This is a genomic window from Undibacterium sp. SXout20W, assembly GCF_049340285.1.
GTDB lineage: Bacteria > Pseudomonadota > Gammaproteobacteria > Burkholderiales > Burkholderiaceae_D > Undibacterium.
The window spans coordinates 123,837-141,208 of the sequence record NZ_JBMPPH010000004.1 but is presented as its reverse complement, the minus strand read 5'-3'; the positions used below and the strand labels follow the sequence as shown (position 1 = coordinate 141,208).

Here is a 17,372-nt window from a genome sequence, read left to right as displayed (position 1 = left end):
TGTCTTAAATAGTTGTCTGAAATAGTTGTCTGAAATAGTTGTCGTAAATAGTTGTCTTAAATAGTTGTCTTAAATCGTTCTATCAACTAACCAGATAACCACCATCCACATTGATGCATGCACCTGTGGTGTAACTCGCTGCATCAGACGCTAAATACAACACGGTACCGGCCATTTCATCCGGCTCGGCAATCCGTTTCATCGGGATACGAGTGAGCGCTTTTTCTAAAATCGCAGGATTTCCGAATAAGGCTGAGGCAAATTTAGTATCGGTCGCACCTGGTAATAAGGCATTCACACGAATACCCATTTGCGCACACTCATGTGCAAATGACTTGGTCATAGCGATGACCGCTGCCTTGGTAATCGAATAAATGCCTTGTAAAGGTCCAGGAATAACGCCATTGACCGACGCCACATTGATGATGCTGCCGCCACCGTGGTTGGCCATTAATTTGGCTGCACCGGAGGACATGAAAAAATATCCGCGAATATTCACATCTACAGTCTTTTGAAAGGCAGCTTCATCGGTGTCCAGAATGTGACCAAAATGGGGATTCGTAGCGGCGTTATTTACCAAAATATCCAGGCGTCCATGAGCGCTGCTAATGTCAGCAAACAACGCATTGATTTGCGCCATCTCACCAATGTGACAAGCGCGAGCCTCGGCTTTGCCACCAGCGGCAACAATCTCGGCGACCACCGCCGCACAGGCATCTGCTTTACGGCTGGAAACAATCACCAAGGCACCATGCGCCGCCAATACCTTAGCGATGGAGGCTCCGATACCACGACTTGCACCGGTAACCAAGGCAACTTTACCGGTTAAATCAAACATGTCTTTCATTTTGAATTCCTATACGTAGGTAATACACTTCGGGTTATTTAAAATTTCAAGATGAGAAAAATTATTTAGATAAGCCAGCGCTAAGCGACGTGGCAAACGGTCACGTTCGGGTTGCACATGAATACGCGTGACGCCACTGTTCACCAATGACCAATTCAGCTCAGAAAATTTGGCATCCGGAATGCCTAACACGTACTGGCAAATCGCCGCGATCGTGCCGCCAGAAGTAAATATGGCAATATTTTTAGCGCCATCATGCAGCGCAAGCTGGTTTTGAAACGCCTGAACGCAACGATGTTGAAACGCATGCCATGTCTCGGTATATTCGGCATCAAACTGACCCGACATCCAACGTGCAATCGCCGCCGAAAAAATATCCTGAAACGCTCTTCCGGCATCAGGCTTGCTCATTAGAAATTGCTTTACCACGGCAGGATCATCAAACTCCCGAACATGTCTGGCTAAGACTTCATGATGATGGTATTCGTTGAAACCCGCGTCGGTATGCCAACTGCCCGTCTCAATCTGACTCGGTTCCTGTCCACGCAAACCAGCCACGCAAGCCACGGCGGTTTGTTGATGACGATGCAGTGCGCCAGTCACGATGCGCTGGATGCCCATATCTCGTTCAGCCCACCATTTTCCTAATTGCAGCGCCTGCTGCGCACCAAGTTCAGATAATTGATCATAGTTCTGGCTTCCGAATGAAGCCTGTCCATGTCTGATGAGATACAGTTGTGCCATTAATTATTGCTCCGCCAAATTTGTCTATTCAAACCTATTTTTTATCACTGCTGATGTCGCCTGGAGATATTAACTAAGCGTATATGACCTGGGCGTCTTTATTTAAGGATACGAGTGTAAGTCTGGGGCTATAATTGATCAAATGAATAGTTGTTATCAAATATTATTAATTCTATGCATATATCACGTGTTGATCTGAATTTATTTATTGTCTTTGAAGCCATCTACACTGAGGGGACCGTCACGCGCGCGAGTCAGCAGCTCAATCTGACGCAACCTGCGATCAGTCATGCACTCAATCGCTTACGCAGTATGTTTGATGACCCACTATTTGTGCGGCAAGGGAATAGTATGGTGTCAACACCACTGGCACGCAGCATCATCGAGCCCGTCAGGCAAGCTTTACGTGGATTGGAGATGGCGCTGACCGACAATGGAAAATTCAACCCATCACTTGCCACTAAGCAATTCAATCTGGCCTTACGTGATGTGTTGGAATCGACAGTGTTACCTCCCTTATTGGAGAGCATTACCCGCCAGGCGCCAGAAATCAATCTGGCGGCAATTCAAGTAGAGCGTCGTGAGCTGGTGAGTGAACTCGCGGCTGGGACGCTGGACGTTGCCATAGATATGCTTTTACCATTACCGCCGGAGATTCGACGTCAGCAAATCTCACGCGATACGACCGTCGTATTGGCACGCAAAGGCCATCCCGTGGTTCAGCATGCCTTAGATTTAGAGCAGTATCTGCAGGCAGAACATATCCTTGCCAGTTCGCGGCGCAAAGGAATGGGCTTGGAAGATTTCGAACTTAGCCGTCTGGGGCTTCAGCGACGTATTCGATTACGTTGTCAGCATTATTTTGCCGCCTGCAGGGTCGTCAGTCAGACCGATTTATTACTAACAATGCCGGAAGCTTATGCACGTATCGTCAATCAGCAATTTGATAATCAAATTTTGCCCTTGCCATTAACGATGCCGTCCTGGGATGTGTATCTGTATTGGCATCAGAATTTAGAAAATGACCCTGCTAATCGCTGGCTCAGAGAGCAGGTCATGCAGGCGTTCAGGTAAGGGCTTATCAACACTGGAAATGAAAAAACCGCCAGACTTAGTATGTGGCGGTCGATCTTAACTGGCGGGACTATTTCGACGACTAAAAAATTCACCCGAGGATAGGTTTTTGATGCAGATTATTTTTTCTTTTCCGGTTCATCAGGCAATAAGCAAGCATCGATAATTTGCAAATCATTATCTTTTGCAAAACTAAGCACAAAATGAAATGCTAAAGGCTCGATCTCACGTATCGCCTCATTAACCACGACGGATCGAACACCATTCAATAAAATGGGACGAACATAGGGTGAATACTGTAAATGAGAATTCCGTCCGCCATCAGGACTAAAGCAAGACATGGCGCCACAAAGTCGCTCCGCCCAATCGCTGGGACGAAACTGTTTCCCATCACTGGTGATGCCCTGGATGAAAAATTCTTTAACTGGCTTTGAATGAGTTTTATTGGAATCGGCCATGTGCTCGGCTCGCTGTGAAGCAAAATTGAAAAAAGCAAAAATATCATTCTGTGACACGATGCTTTCAAAATACATGAGTATTATATCTTATAGAAGACTTGGTTCGAAACCTCATATGCATTTTAATTCAGCATCTTAGCGAAATGCTACTGAGCCAACATGCAGGCGTAATCTACAGAACTCACATACCGACGCAACTCTACCGTCAAAACGATGATGGACTTACAATGATCCTACTCAATATAGTGTATTTTGCTGCTTAGTAAAGAAAACAACTTCATCCAAAAGAAAACAAGAACCGTCTGTTTAACCGAAGATAACAAAAAATAAAATCAGATTGAATAGTAATAAAACTACTCTATTCATCTTTACATTCCTTGCGCGCAATTATTTTTATTACTTTTAATCAAAAAAAACAAAAGAACACAAAAGAACACAAAAAAACACAAAACGCCTTTCAGATCGTCAAGATATGAAAAAGCCGCTTTAAAAGCGGCTTTTTTCAAATCGAAAAATCAAATCCAAATTGCGAAGGATAACAAGAGCAATAACAACATCCAAAGGAGCAATGCCCGCCAGACGAGGCCCACCGCACTTTGCAACGCCCGCGGCGACGCTTCTGCACCAGGCTGACTTTCTAACTCCAGACTATCGACGTCCACCGCGCTGGCATCTGCTTGCAAGACCATCGCTTTTTCTTCTGGCTCACCAAGGCGTACGCCTAGGGCACCGCCGCCAGCGGATAAAATAATACCGACGACTTCATCTTTCCAGCGATCAGCATAATTTCTCCAGGAATAAACAGCATCTTCAAAATTACCCACCACCGCAAAGGCAGCGGCAGTCAAACGTGCTGGAATCCAGTCTATCCAATAAAATATTTTTGTTGCATAGACACCAAACTCTTCATTTTTCATGTGCTCAGGTTCGGTCCATGCGCGCGCCAGGTATTCAGCAACACGGTACATCACTGCGCAAGCAGGGCCGACAGGCATTAAAAACCAGAAAAATACACCAAACACATTCCGGTGGGTGGCAATTAAGGCCCGTTCTATCGCAATGCGCGAAATTTCCGATACATCCATGTCGCTTGTATCACGATGCGTCCATTCCGCCAAAAATCGACGAGCAGCCTCTTCGTCACCGGAACTCAATGCGAGCTGAATTGACGTGAAATAATGGCTGTAACGTCGAAAGCCTAAGGTTAAATAAACAATGATGACGTTCCATGCAAACGCTGCAAATGGACTAAAGCGCAGACATAGCCAATGTATTAAAGCGGTGGGAACGGTCAGTAAGCCAACCATGATCCACCAGCCCAGACGTCCGTGCTTGACCTTACCGGCGTTAAAAGACGCCTCTATTTTGGTCGCCAGAGTTTGAATTTGCATGTAGATCGGATTGTCAGCACGCAAAGGCTTAAGTTGTTCAATCAGTAACGCAAACAGAATCGAAAGAAATGTCATGGTAGGCTAGGCTAACGTCGTCGTGACGACGATCGTCAAATAGTTTGCTAATGCGGCAAGTGTAAACGCAATTGCTCAGATTATGAAGCTTTGTTCTTCATGGAAAGATAAACTCTTTAAGCACGCAGAAAATGAAACAAATTACGCAGCATCCCTGCCGTCGCACCCCAAATAAAATGCTGCTCATAGGGCATCGCATAAAAATTACGCTGACCGCCACCATCTGGCAGTTGAAATACCCGGCGCTGATGGTGTTTTCCATTCATTAAATACGTCAGCGGCACTTCAAATACGGCTGCAACTTCGGCGGGATCGGTCATCAAATCAAAAGGTGGATGCACCAACGACACAACGGGCGTCACGAGATAGCCCGTTCCGGTTTTATAATCGGGTAAGTTACCAAGGAGTTCAATGTGCTGTCGATCTAGCCCAATTTCTTCTTGCGTCTCTCGTAAGGCAGTTTCAATCGGGTTGACGTCACTCGTTTCAAATCGCCCACCTGGAAAACTGATTTGCCCAGCATGGTGATTCAAACCTGTGGCACGCTGCGTTAGTAGCACAGTTAATCCGCGCTCACGCAAAACCAAGGGTATCAATACGGAAGCGGGTCGAAACGACAGACCCGTGAAAAAGCTTTCTTCCATTTGTATTTCCGGCATCCAGATTGGTGCCTGCTGAAATCGTTGCTTTAAGCGATCTGGCGTCAACCTGTCTAGTGGCACAGCATCTTCATTGGCCACTGAGACAATAGGTAAAATTTCCGGGTCAAAGGCTAGTTTGCTCACTGGGTATCAATTCGATGATAAAAAGGAAGATCGAGGATGTGCGCATTATCATGGCAAGTCGCATTACGATCAAAATGCGTCAACATCGGCGTCGCTCCCCATATTATGAACTAGTTATGGCTTACCAGTACAGTCTATCAATACAAAGGGTAACTTCTGTTCGCGGGCTGCAGCCGTCCGACCGGACACCCACATTTTTGTGCGGAAACAACTCGCTGCACTTCCTCTCTTGATTTAAACACACGTCACAGAACTTCCGAAAACTCATTATCACCAAACAAAAAAAGGAATGCACAAGGCATTCCTTTTTTCGAACAACGCAGGCAGATATTATTCTGCTTTTGCTGCTGCCACTTTACGTGCTGGCAATTTTTCTTTGATACGTGCAGATTTACCTGAACGTTCACGCAAGTAGTACAACTTAGCGCGACGTACGTCACCGCGACGTTTCACTTCGATAGAAGCGATCAAAGGAGAATACAACTGGAATGTACGCTCTACGCCTTCGCCGGAAGAAATCTTACGAACGATGAAGTTAGAGTTCAAACCACGATTACGACGGGAAATAACAACGCCTTCGTAAGCCTGTGCACGTTTACGTGTACCTTCAACAACGTTCACGCTAACGATGACTGTATCGCCAGGTGCGAAGTCAGGGATGTTTTTGCCGAGGCGAGCAATTTCTTCTTGCTCTAATTTTTGGATCAGATCCATTTTTATACTCCGATAACCATCTTGCCGACGCCGCAGACTAGGTCTGACTTCTGCCCGGTAGAGGATGGGGTTTAACATGCATACCGAGGTATGCGCTTTACAATCTTATCTGCAACGCAGATAAGAAAACTTTAGAACTTACACAAAATTGTCCGATCAAGGCATGGCGACGACAACAGTATAACTGTACTGTATAAGCCATCACACCGCTGGGGCGGTTTTGCGTATGTCCTGCTATAGACTACTGTAGACTGCTCAAAAACTTTTCATCAGTGCGACTAAGTAACCCAGCCTCACGCGCAGCTTGAATCAAATCAGGTCGTTTTTGCACACTGGCTTCCAATGCACGCTGACGCCGCCATTTTTCAATCTCAGCATGATTCCCGCCCATTAACACAGCCGGGACTGCCTGCCCTTCGAAAACTTCTGGCCTGGTGTAATGCGGACAATCAAGCAATACATTCACAAAGCTATCTTGCACAGCCGACATGTCGTCATGCAATACGCCTGGAATTTGTCGGATCACCGAATCCATCAATGCCATGGCGGGCAACTCCCCACCAGACAAGACAAAATCACCAAGACTAATTTCTTCATCCACGCAGGAATCCAGCAAACGCTGGTCAACTGCCTCATAACGGCCACACAATAGCACCATGCCAGATAAATCTGCCATTTGCATAACACGATGGTGCGTCAGGCGCTTGCCTTGGGGCGATAAGTAAATCACTTTGGGTTCAGCCTTTCCCAAGGCATTCTGACGCGCTTTCGCTGCCTGAATCGCATCTTGTAAGGGCTTCGCCAGCATGACCATACCTGGTCCGCCGCCGTAAGGTCTATCATCCACAGTCCGGTGCCGGTCTGCAGTGAAATCACGCGGATTCCAGAGCTTTAATTCGCACTTCTTTTGTTCAAACGCCCGCCGCGTCACACCAGATTGGGTGATCGCTGCGAACATTTCGGGGAACAGCGTGATGACATCAAACTGCATTGTTATGCTTTCTGATTCCATCGGACTAATAATCTATACCCCAGTCAACCTGTATTTTTCGCGCTTCCTGATTCACTTCTTTGACGAATTGATCGACAAAAGGAATTAATCTTTCATGCTTTTGCAACTCAGCTTCAGGAATATCGGCCGCTGCCACCCGTAAAATAGGATGCGCGCCGTTATCCATCAAATCTCTGACGATACCCAAACTTTCGCCTTGCAAGTTATCTACTTGCAAACCGACCAGATCTACCCAATAGAATTCACCATCAGATAAAGCCGGGAATTGTTTGCGCGAAATTTTGACCGTTGCACCTCTCAGTGCTTCAGCCGTATTTCTATCTGTGACACCTGCCAGTCTCGCGACCACATCTTCACCATGGATTTTTGCTTCCATACGTGCAATGTTTTGCAATTCAGGCTTATCTATCCACCAGTGTTTGGCAGAAAGCATAGCGTCGGCATCTGGTGAATAAGGACGAATCTTTACCCAACCATGAATACCAAATGCTCCCGAGACATAGCCAACCAAGACTAAATCATCAGGAACATCTATTCCAACTGACATCGCGAGCAAACTATTAAGCTGCTGCTTTACCAGCTTGAGCAACCAGACGAGCAACTGCCGGAGACAATTGTGCGCCTACGCCTTGCCAGTAAGCCAGACGGTCAGCTGCAACACGTACGGACTCTGCATTGCCAGTTGCTACTGGATTGTAAAAACCGATACGCTCGATAAAGCGACCATCGCGACGATTACGGGAATCAGTTGCAACGATGTTGTAAAAAGGACGCTTTTTTGCGCCACCACGAGCTAAACGAATAACGACCATAATATTTCCAAAAAATGTTCTAAACGCGGAAAAAGCTGTAGATTATAGCCCGCCTAAAACAAAACACGCAAGGATTATCAACGATTTCGACGATAAGCGTATGCTTTTTGCCAGTAACTTGCACATCGCGCTACAATCAGTTCTCTTATCAATGATGAAATGCGCTTCAATGACGTCGACACAGAAAAACAAAACGATCACAACTCTCCTCGCTGTCCTGACGGGCAGCATAGGCGGACATCGATTTTATTTACATGGCAAAAATGACAAATGGGGCTGGTTGCATTTTATATCACTACCAATTTCGTTGATCATCGGCCATTTTTTCTTTGGCCAACCAGGATTGGTCATCTATTGCCCGCTCGTATTGTCCTTTTTAATCTCTTTGCTCGAAGCATTAATCATTGGATTAACGCCAGACGAGAAATGGGATGCACAACATAATCCCAATGCAGACTACCCGAGTGAATCTTCGTGGCCACTCGCCTTAATTTTAGTTTTCACCGTCGGCTTTGGCGCAATTGCATTAATTGGCACAATCGCACGCGCCTTTGATCTGTTTTATACAGGCGGGGCTTACGGTTAAATTTACAGCACTAGCCTGAACAATAAAAAAACGACCCATTGAAATTTTCAAGGGTCGTTTTTTTTCATTCCAATCGTGGATTACGGTCTCAAACCGATCTCAACAAGCCGTCGCAATTCCACTGAGACTACCTCTCAGTGGCTAGCCCAACAGACTTCAGCAAAACCGGCCTAACAAGGTGCAACGACGCTGACATCACTTTAGTGCGACCGGGCGTCGCAACGTTGCTGGAGCGTTTTTTCGAAAGAACGACTTAGAACTGATCTTCGGATAAGCCCAAGACCCCTGCACTACCACTCACAATCGCAGAGCGCAAACCTTGAGCGGCAGACAAAATATGATCCGCGAAGAAACGCGCTGTAACGATTTTTGCCTGATAGAACGCAGCATCGCCTTCACCTGTTTGCAATTTTTTATGTGCAATCAGAGCTGCGCGCGCCATTTGCCAGCCGCCTAAAACAATGCCTGCCAACTTCAGATACAACACGCTACCAGCAAACACGGCTTTGATATCTTGCTTGACGTTGGCAACAACAAAGTTCACTACGTCTTCGAGAGCGGCGGAACCCAAAGCCAATTGCGCCTGAATCGCCAGCAAATCTGGCGTACCTGCGGCTGCCAATTCGGCTTCGACAGCACGCACCTGAGCAATCAAGCCCTTCGCAGTTGCGCCACCATCGCGAACGGTTTTGCGGCCGACCAGATCATTCGCCTGAATGGCTGTGGTACCTTCGTAGATCGTCAGGATTTTTGCATCACGATAATGTTGCGCGGCACCAGTTTCTTCGATAAAGCCCATACCGCCATGAACCTGGACACCGGTTGAAGTGACATCCAAAGACATTTCTGTGGACCAACCCTTTACGATAGGCACCAAATATTCATACACGGCCTGGTTCGCTTTTCGTGTTTCAGCATTCTCATGATGATGTGCGACATCGCTCAATGCTGCGGCAACATATGCCAAAGAACGCGCGCCTTCAGTTTGTGCCCGCATCGACATCAACATACGACGCACGTCTGGATGATGGATGATGGAAACCGGACCTGCGGAACCCGCCAGATCACGCGACTGCACGCGATCACGTGCATATTGCACGGCCTTTTGATATGCACGCTCTGCCACACCAATACCCTGCATACCCACACCGAAACGTGCGGCATTCATCATGATGAACATGTATTCCAGGCCGCGATTTTCCTCGCCGACCAGAGTACCGATTGCACCACCATGATCACCAAATTGCAATACCGCTGTTGGGCTGGCTTTGATACCCAGCTTGTGTTCAATCGATACGCAATGCGCATCATTGCGTGCACCCAGACTACCATCAGCATTCACCATAAACTTAGGCACAATAAACAATGAAATGCCTTTAACGCCTTCCGGTGCATCCGGCGTGCGTGCCAACACCAGGTGAACGATATTTTCTGCCATATCGTGTTCACCGTAGGTAATATAAATTTTTGTACCAAAAATTTTGTAAGTACCATCACCTTGTGGCACGGCACGGCTGCGTACCATCGCCAGATCCGAACCTGCTTGGGGTTCAGTCAGGTTCATCGTACCTGTCCATTTGCCAGAGATCAGATTTTCAAGATAAATCGCTTTTTGTTCATCGCTACCGGCCGTCAACAAGGCTTCGATCGCACCGTCAGTCAACAATGGGCAAAGTGCGAAAGAAATACTGGCAGAGTTGAGCATTTCGATACATGGCGTAGCAACCAGTTTTGGCAAACCTTGTCCGCCAAACTCTTGTGGATGCTGCACACCTTGCCAGCCCGCTTCGCCAAATAACTTGAACGCTTCTTTAAAGCCTTTGGTAGTGAATACCTGACCATCTTTCCAGTAGCTTGGCGCTTTATCACCTTCCCAGTTCAGTGGAGCAACAACTTCGCCAGCAAATTTAGCGTTTTCTTCGAGCACTGCTTCCACGGTTTCTGCAGTTGCATCTTCACAACCTGGCAAGGCGTTAACTTCAGACAAGCCTGCAAGCTCATTAATGGCAAACAACATGTCTTTTACTGGTGCAACATAACTCATAGCATTTCCCCAAAATAGATATGACAGAAACAAAATTATTCTGCGTCAACTTGATACTGATCAGCCGGGAATAGCAAGATCAACCTCAAAAATGAACAAAAAACGATTTTGTGTCGGCCATGATGACAGTACACACGTACAACAAACTTACGCGCGTAAAAAAAGACAGAATCAGCAATGTGTCACTACTACAACGCATTGCTGCTTATGAAGCGACAAACTACTGATTCTGCCCCGTTCAGCCCGACAAGTTCATTACGAACCACGAGCTGGTCAAGCGTGACCTATCAGCCCAACTCTGCAACCAGTTGCGGAACGATTTCAAACAAATCGCCAACGATGCCGTAATCAGCTACAGAGAAGATCGGTGCTTCTGGATCTTTGTTGATCGCAACGATTGTTTTGGAATCTTTCATACCCGCCAGATGCTGAATCGCGCCGGAGATACCAACAGCGATGTAGAGTTGTGGCGCCACGATCTTACCTGTCTGACCAACTTGCCAGTCATTCGGTACGAAGCCTGCGTCAACCGCAGCACGAGATGCACCCATTGCTGCACCGAGTTTGTCGGCCAATGGTTCTAATACTTTGAACGCATCCGCAGAACCCATACCGCGACCGCCGGAAACGATGATTTTTGCAGCAGTCAATTCTGGACGATCAGACTTGGCAACTTCACGGGAAACAAAAGCAGACTTGCCTGAATCAGCAACAGCAGTGATGGATTCAACAGCAGCAGAACCACCTGTTGCAGCTGCATCAAAGCCTGTTGTACGGACAGTAATTACTTTGACTGTATCAGTGGATTGCACTGTGGCGATCGCGTTACCAGCGTAGATTGGGCGTTCGAACGTGTCTGGAGAATCCACTTTAGTGATTTCAGAGATTTGCGATACGTCGAGTTTTGCCGCGACACGTGGCAGAATGTTTTTGCCGTAGGCTGTTGCTGGTGCCAGGATATGTGTGTAACCACTAGCGATAGCCAGCGCTTGCTCAGCCACGTTTTCTGCCAGACCATCAGCAAAATGCGCAGCATCAGCGTGCAATACTTTGCTGACGCCTGCTACTTGTGCTGCAGCTTGCGCAGCTGCGCCAGCATTGAAACCAGCAACCAGAACGTGAACATCGCCGCCGCATTGAGCTGCTGCAGTGATGGTATTTAAAGTGCTGCCCTTGAGGCCAGCGTTGTCGTGTTCAGCGATGACGAGTGTAGTCATGATGTTTTCCACTTGGTAGATCACCAGTCAACTTGGACCGGTGAAAAATTATTCGTAAATTTTTTCAGCGAAACTAAAAATGTGCTAAAAATCCGCTAAAACTTAGCCGATCACTTTCGCTTCATTTTTCAGTTTAGAAACCAATGTTGCCACGTCTGGCACGATGATACCGGCGCTGCGTTTTGCTGGTTCTGCCACTTTCAGTGTTTTAACGCGAGAAGCCACGTCGACGCCTAAATCAGCTGGTTTAACGTTATCCAGTTGCTTTTTCTTCGCCTTCATAATGTTTGGCAAAGTCACATAACGTGGTTCATTCAAACGCAAGTCTGTGGTGATGATCGCTGGCAACGTCAACGACAATGTTTCCAGTCCGCCATCGACTTCACGTGTCACAGTCGCTTTACCATCTGCGACAGTCACTTTAGAAGCAAAAGTTGCTTGCGGCCAACCCAGCAGGGCTGCCAGCATCTGACCAGTTTGGTTGCAATCATCGTCAATCGCTTGCTTGCCGAGGATAATCAGTTGTGGTTGTTCTTTATCAGCCAACGCTTTAAGCATTTTAGCTACGGCCAGTGGTTGCAACTCTGCATCGCTTTCCACCAGGATGCCGCGATCCGCACCGATCGCCATTGCTGTACGCAAGGTTTCCTGACATTGCGCTACGCCGCAAGAAACTGCCACAACTTCAGTAACAACACCAGCTTCTTTCAAGCGGGTTGCTTCTTCCACTGCGATTTCATCGAAAGGGTTCATCGACATTTTAACGTTGGCGATATCCATCCCTGTGCCATCAGATTTGACGCGCACTTTGACGTTGTAATCGACTACTCGTTTGACTGGTACCAGGACTTTCATAGTTCTGCCTTTATGAGCTAATTTTGGGGATACTGAGGGTACTGCTGATTGAGTGTAAAGCTAAATCGAAACCGGTTGACGCTACCTCTGACCAACTCCGCATACTATCCTGTAATCAGGCGAGCGCGCACTAAAGCATAGTAGCAGTAGAGCGTGTGGACAAATTGACGTTAACGTAAATCATATCGATTATAAATCGAAATGAGGAACATTTTGCATAATTTAGCACGATCGTTCCTTTTTTAATCTAATTGACGCTAGAGCGAAACACCTAAATCAGGCCTCATGTGTGACAAAATGCACCGTTTCGATAGAAAACGAGCCATCATCGCAAATAAAAAAGGCCATTGAAGAAATAAGTATAAATCCAGAATTGCCGCAGTGCATTATTTACCTTCCTCTTACCGCTATCAAGGGAGTGTTAATCAATATTATTAGTATTTTGATATTTTTTCTCCGACATTGCAAACCCTACGCATTGCCCAAACGCACACTTTTTCTTTTTAGTGCAATAGTTCTTCCTCAAATCAATTATTCAGTGTGAGTAAGTCTGCGCCACACAAGACTCCCTGAAAGAATAATTACAGGAGAAAAATGCGGGACATAAAAAAACCCGCAATTTTGATTGCGGGTTTTTAGCAAAGATCAATTTTGAGGCCAATCAGCGATAGGCAGTTTGATTAGCTTATTTTCGCTTGATGAAATACTCGTATTCGTTGGTATTTTCTTGATGCGATAACAGTTCATTACCGGTTTGTTTCGAGAACGCTTTAAAGTCTCTTACTGAACCTGGGTCAGTCGCGAGTACGTGTAATACCTCACCAGCGATCATTTCAGCGAGTGCTTTTTTAGTCTTCAAAATAGGCAAAGGACAATTCAGTCCGCGCGCATCCAGTTCTTTATTGAATTGCATGATTTTTCCTGTAGCAGCAAATGATGTAAGTTCATTTGCAAAACATTTGATGCACCAATTCTACCGGAATTTTCATCTGCATGGTGCAACGCAACACACTAACAACATTTCCTTAATTTTCTGCAAACTAAATGCACCAAATCAAAGCAAAATCTTGTCACCCAATTAATAAAAGTCGTGATTTAGCCAGTTGGTCACTCATAATATACGGGTTCATAACCACGTTTTCGCATCCAATCAGCCATCGCGTGGCCGGTTCCTGCATTCCACGGGCGAAGTTTTTCAGGTTCAATTAAACGGTATTCTAATAATTCTTCTGACAACTGGATGTCACCTGTTGCTACCACATGATAAGCAATAATGACTTCGTTCTTTTTAATGAACTCGTAGACCCCTATCAAACTGATCGCAGTGGCATCCAGATTAGTTTCTTCTTTGAGTTCACGTGCAATACCTTGTTCAGGTGTTTCGCCGCGCTCCATAAAACCGGTAATTAACGCAAAGGTTTTTTCAGGCCAGGCAACATTTCGTGCCAGCAAAACTTTTCCTTCGTATTCAACGAGGGCAGCAAGTACTGGTAGTGGATTGTCCCAATGTGTCCAATGGCCATCGGGGCATGCGAGTCGAATTTTTTGTGCATCCTGATCATCTGCTCGCGTGACCAATTGACTTGCGCAAACAGGGCAAAATGATAAATCCATCAGGTCTCTCGCACAGGTATCAATGGCTGGCGGGGATGCAATCTTGCCATTGAATAAGAATCGGTAAACCGTCCGTTGCGCAATGCATGAGCGCGATGCGTGCCTTCGATATCAAAACCAAATTTTTTATACAAATGAACGGCTGGCGCGTTATCGCAAAAAACGGTCAATTCAATCCGCAAAACATGTAACCAATTATCCGCCAAATTGAGCAACTCAGTGAGCAAGGCTGTTCCCACACCTCGCCCGGCAAATGAGTCTGCCACACTTAATCTGAGTGTCGCCACATGAGAACGTCGCTGCTTCTTTTCTAATTTCAACCCCGCATTGCCGACGATAGCCCCGTCACTGACGGCCACCAACATGGTGTCATCGGGATCGATCTGTCGCAAACGCTCTTGCCACATTTCTACCGAAGGGTGCGGAAGTTGAAAAGTGCCGCCATAAGTGCCGGCACTGGCGTAGACCCGTTGGATCTGGGCCGCATCAGAAAATTCTGCGCGACGTATGTGGATCATAATTTTCCGTTAATCCATTCATGAACACTACTCAAAGCCTGAGATAAGCCAGCAGGCTCGGTACCACCTGCCTGCGCCATATCAGGACGCCCGCCTCCTTTACCACCAACCTGCTGTGCTACAAAATTAACGAGCTCGCCGGCTTTGATTTTTGACGTGCTATCCGCTGTAACGCCAGCAATCAAACTTACCTTGCCATCAGTGACGGATGCCAGCACAATCGCCGCAGTTTTCAGCTTGTCTTTGAGCTTATCCATAGTTTCACGCAGCGCTGTGACATCGGCACCATCCAACACCGCAGCCAACACTTTGATACCTTTAACGTCGACCGCTTGCGCTAATAAATCATCGCCCTGGCTTGATGCCAGTTTGGACTTCAATGTTGCTAATTCTTTTTCTAAAGATTTAACGTGATCCTGCACCTGAGAAATTCGCATGGTCAATTCTTCTGGCTGCGCTTTTAAAGCGGCAGCCGCTTCATTGACGCGAGTATTCAGCGTTTGCACCAGAGTCAAAGCGACTTCACCAGTCACCGCTTCAATGCGGCGGATACCGGCTGCGACGCCACCTTCGGCGACGATTTTGAATAAACCGATGTCACCAGTGCGCGAAACGTGGGTACCGCCGCACAATTCACGCGACGAACCAATATCGAGAACACGCACTTCATCACCGTATTTTTCACCAAACAAAGCCATCGCGCCGTGTTTAACAGCATCATCAAATGCCATTACCTGCGCACGCGTCGCGACGTTTGCCAGAATCTCGCGATTAACGATCGTTTCAACTTGACGAATTTCATCCGCTGTCATCGGCGCATTGTGACTGAAATCGAAACGTGTCTTTTCTACGTCAACTAAAGAACCTTTTTGTGCAACATGGCTGCCCAATACTTCACGCAGAGCTTTATGCATCAAATGGGTGGCGGAGTGATTACGCATCGTCTGAGCACGAATATCGGTGGCGACCTCAGCTTTGACACTTTGCACAATCGTTAAGGTTCCTGACTTCAATACACCATGATGTCCGAACACGTCTGCTTGTACTTTGAGCGTATCGCTAACGTCGAATACCGCACCATCGCTACCGATTAAAACACCGGAATCGCCGCATTGACCACCGGACTCGGCATAGAATGGCGTGGTATCGAGAACGACAATCGCGTGTTGACCAGCTTTAACTTCGTTGACTGCGGAACCATCGACGTAGAGTGCAACGATTTTGGCATCGTATTGCAATTGATCGTAACCAACAAAGGTGGTTTTATCACCGCTGTAGTCAATCGCTGCGGCCATTTTAAATTTGCCACCTTTACGGGCTTTTTCACGCTGAATTTCCATCGCAGCGTTGAAACCAGCTTCATCCAGAACGACATGACGTTCGCGACAAATATCGGCCGTCAGATCTAAAGGGAACCCGTAGGTATCGTACAAAGTAAAAGCCGTGTCGCCATCAAGCTGATTGCTTTCTTTTGCCAGCGCTGTTTCCAGAATTTTCATGCCGTGTTCCAGCGTTTCACCGAAACGTTCTTCTTCTTGTTTGATGACTTCTGCTACGCGATCAGCTGTTTCCGCTAACTCAGGATACGCACTGCCCATTTCTTTTACCAAGTCCGCAACAAGTTTGAAGAAAAATGGTTGGCTCTGACCAAGCTTATGGCCATGCCGCAATGCACGGCGGGTAATACGGCGGAGGACGTAACCACGGCCTTCATTGCCAGGAATGACACCATCAACGATTAGGAAACTTGCGCAACGAATATGATCGGCGATAACACGCAGGGAATTATTTTCTAAATCAGTACAGCCAGTCTCACGCGCAGCCGCTTTGATCAGATTTTGGAAAGTGTCAATTTCATAGTTTGAATGCACATGCTGCAATACCGCTGACAAACGTTCCAAGCCCATACCTGTATCGACACATGGCTTAGGTAAAGGATGCAAAACACCCGCTTCATCCTTGTTGAATTGCATAAACACCAGATTCCAGATCTCGATAAAACGATCGCCGTCTTCTTCCGCTGAACCCGGAGGACCACCCCAGATTTCCGGGCCATGGTCATAAAAAATTTCTGTACACGGACCGCATGGGCCAGTATCCGCCATTTGCCAGAAATTATCGGAGGCATAGCGACTGCCTTTGTTGTCACCTATACGAATGATCCGTTCAACTGGCACGCCGATTTCATTTTTCCAGATATCGTAGGCTTCGTCATCTTCTTGGTAGACGGTGACGGTCAATTTATCTTTTGGCAAGCCATAGATTACTGTGAGCAATTCCCATGCATAGTGAATCGCTTCTTTTTTGAAGTAATCACCAAATGAAAAGTTACCCAACATTTCAAAGAATGTGTGGTGACGCGCGGTGTAACCAACGTTTTCCAAATCATTATGTTTTCCACCAGCACGTACGCAGCGCTGCGCCGTCGTGGCGCGGCTATATGCGCGCTTATCTTGTCCAAGGAATACGTCCTTAAATTGCACCATACCGGAGTTGGTGAATAACAATGTTGGATCATTGCCTGGAATCAAGCTCGATGAGCGCACACGGCTGTGGCCTTTGGATTCAAAAAAACTAAGGAATTTATCGCGGATTTCTGACGAGTTCATAAATTGAGATGGCTAAG

General features: G+C 46.7%; 18 protein-coding genes. 2 read left to right on the top strand and 16 right to left on the bottom strand.

Annotation, left to right across the window (positions count from 1 at the left end):
* Positions 1 to 82: 82 nt before the first annotated feature.
* Together ACO0K1_RS04145 and ACO0K1_RS04140 are read right to left on the bottom strand one after the other, a co-directional pair.
* Positions 83 to 847, bottom strand: coding sequence for an SDR family oxidoreductase (locus tag ACO0K1_RS04145; RefSeq protein ID WP_423022987.1), 765 nt, complete (start codon positions 845 to 847; stop codon positions 83 to 85).
* Positions 848 to 856: 9 nt separating this feature from the next.
* Positions 857 to 1,591 carry a histidine phosphatase family protein gene (locus ACO0K1_RS04140; RefSeq protein ID WP_423022985.1) on the bottom strand — a complete coding sequence of 245 codons (735 nt, stop codon included), beginning with the start codon at positions 1,589 to 1,591 and terminating at the stop codon, positions 857 to 859.
* Between the two features lie 174 nt (positions 1,592 to 1,765).
* On the opposite strand from ACO0K1_RS04140, the gene ACO0K1_RS04135 reads away from it, so the two are divergent.
* Entirely contained in the window at positions 1,766 to 2,665 is a 900-nt protein-coding gene (locus tag ACO0K1_RS04135; RefSeq protein ID WP_423022983.1) for a LysR family transcriptional regulator, read from the top strand.
* Between the two features lie 119 nt (positions 2,666 to 2,784).
* Here the strand turns inward: ACO0K1_RS04135 and ACO0K1_RS04130 are convergent, their stop codons facing one another.
* The 7 genes from ACO0K1_RS04130 to rpsP form a co-directional block, all read right to left on the bottom strand.
* Positions 2,785 to 3,123 (bottom strand): DUF3579 domain-containing protein, encoded by a 339-nt coding sequence (locus ACO0K1_RS04130; protein ID WP_423022981.1) that lies wholly within the window; start codon positions 3,121 to 3,123, stop codon positions 2,785 to 2,787.
* Positions 3,124 to 3,638: 515 nt separating this feature from the next.
* A complete protein-coding gene (locus tag ACO0K1_RS04125; RefSeq protein WP_423022979.1) occupies positions 3,639 to 4,589 on the bottom strand; it encodes a CobD/CbiB family protein in 951 nt (316 codons plus the stop codon).
* A gap of 116 nt (positions 4,590 to 4,705) precedes the next feature.
* Complete coding sequence (locus ACO0K1_RS04120; RefSeq protein WP_423022977.1) at positions 4,706 to 5,374, bottom strand: CoA pyrophosphatase; 669 nt, start codon at positions 5,372 to 5,374, stop codon at positions 4,706 to 4,708.
* A 330-nt stretch (positions 5,375 to 5,704) separates the two neighbouring features.
* The gene (rplS, locus tag ACO0K1_RS04115) at positions 5,705 to 6,088 is read right to left on the bottom strand and encodes a 50S ribosomal protein L19 (protein ID WP_186912895.1); all 384 of its coding nucleotides are present in this window, start codon (positions 6,086 to 6,088) and stop codon (positions 5,705 to 5,707) included.
* Positions 6,089 to 6,329: 241 nt separating this feature from the next.
* Positions 6,330 to 7,079 carry a tRNA (guanosine(37)-N1)-methyltransferase TrmD gene (trmD, locus tag ACO0K1_RS04110; RefSeq protein WP_423022975.1) on the bottom strand — a complete coding sequence of 250 codons (750 nt, stop codon included), beginning with the start codon at positions 7,077 to 7,079 and terminating at the stop codon, positions 6,330 to 6,332.
* A gap of 25 nt (positions 7,080 to 7,104) precedes the next feature.
* Positions 7,105 to 7,647: a ribosome maturation factor RimM gene (rimM, locus tag ACO0K1_RS04105; protein ID WP_423022973.1), complete on the bottom strand. Its 543-nt coding sequence runs from the start codon at positions 7,645 to 7,647 to the stop codon at positions 7,105 to 7,107.
* Between the two features lie 13 nt (positions 7,648 to 7,660).
* On the bottom strand, positions 7,661 to 7,912 hold the full coding sequence (rpsP, locus tag ACO0K1_RS04100; RefSeq protein ID WP_186912892.1) for a 30S ribosomal protein S16: 252 nt from the start codon (positions 7,910 to 7,912) through the stop codon (positions 7,661 to 7,663).
* 169 nt (positions 7,913 to 8,081) lie between these two features.
* Here rpsP and ACO0K1_RS04095 point away from each other — a divergent pair, with 169 nt between their 5' ends.
* Entirely contained in the window at positions 8,082 to 8,498 is a 417-nt protein-coding gene (locus ACO0K1_RS04095) for an NINE protein (RefSeq protein ID WP_423022971.1), read from the top strand.
* 253 nt (positions 8,499 to 8,751) lie between these two features.
* Here the strand turns inward: ACO0K1_RS04095 and ACO0K1_RS04090 are convergent, their stop codons facing one another.
* From ACO0K1_RS04090 to alaS, 7 genes are all read right to left on the bottom strand, one after another.
* Positions 8,752 to 10,542: an acyl-CoA dehydrogenase gene (locus ACO0K1_RS04090; protein ID WP_423022969.1), complete on the bottom strand. Its 1,791-nt coding sequence runs from the start codon at positions 10,540 to 10,542 to the stop codon at positions 8,752 to 8,754.
* A 287-nt stretch (positions 10,543 to 10,829) separates the two neighbouring features.
* Positions 10,830 to 11,759, bottom strand: a complete 930-nt coding sequence (locus tag ACO0K1_RS04085) for an electron transfer flavoprotein subunit alpha/FixB family protein (protein WP_423022967.1) — start codon at positions 11,757 to 11,759, stop codon at positions 10,830 to 10,832.
* 102 nt (positions 11,760 to 11,861) lie between these two features.
* Complete coding sequence (locus ACO0K1_RS04080) at positions 11,862 to 12,614, bottom strand: electron transfer flavoprotein subunit beta/FixA family protein (RefSeq protein WP_423022965.1); 753 nt, start codon at positions 12,612 to 12,614, stop codon at positions 11,862 to 11,864.
* Positions 12,615 to 13,299: 685 nt separating this feature from the next.
* Complete coding sequence (locus ACO0K1_RS04075) at positions 13,300 to 13,527, bottom strand: sulfurtransferase TusA family protein (RefSeq protein WP_423022963.1); 228 nt, start codon at positions 13,525 to 13,527, stop codon at positions 13,300 to 13,302.
* Positions 13,528 to 13,721: 194 nt separating this feature from the next.
* Positions 13,722 to 14,228, bottom strand: a complete 507-nt coding sequence (locus ACO0K1_RS04070; protein WP_423022961.1) for an NUDIX domain-containing protein — start codon at positions 14,226 to 14,228, stop codon at positions 13,722 to 13,724.
* Positions 14,228 to 14,746, bottom strand: coding sequence for a GNAT family N-acetyltransferase (locus ACO0K1_RS04065; RefSeq protein WP_423022959.1), 519 nt, complete (start codon positions 14,744 to 14,746; stop codon positions 14,228 to 14,230). The genes ACO0K1_RS04070 and ACO0K1_RS04065 overlap by 1 nt, the downstream gene beginning before the upstream one ends.
* A complete protein-coding gene (gene alaS / locus ACO0K1_RS04060; protein ID WP_423022957.1) occupies positions 14,743 to 17,355 on the bottom strand; it encodes an alanine--tRNA ligase in 2,613 nt (870 codons plus the stop codon). Before alaS ends, ACO0K1_RS04065 begins: the two co-directional genes overlap by 4 nt.
* Positions 17,356 to 17,372 lie beyond the last annotated feature (17 nt).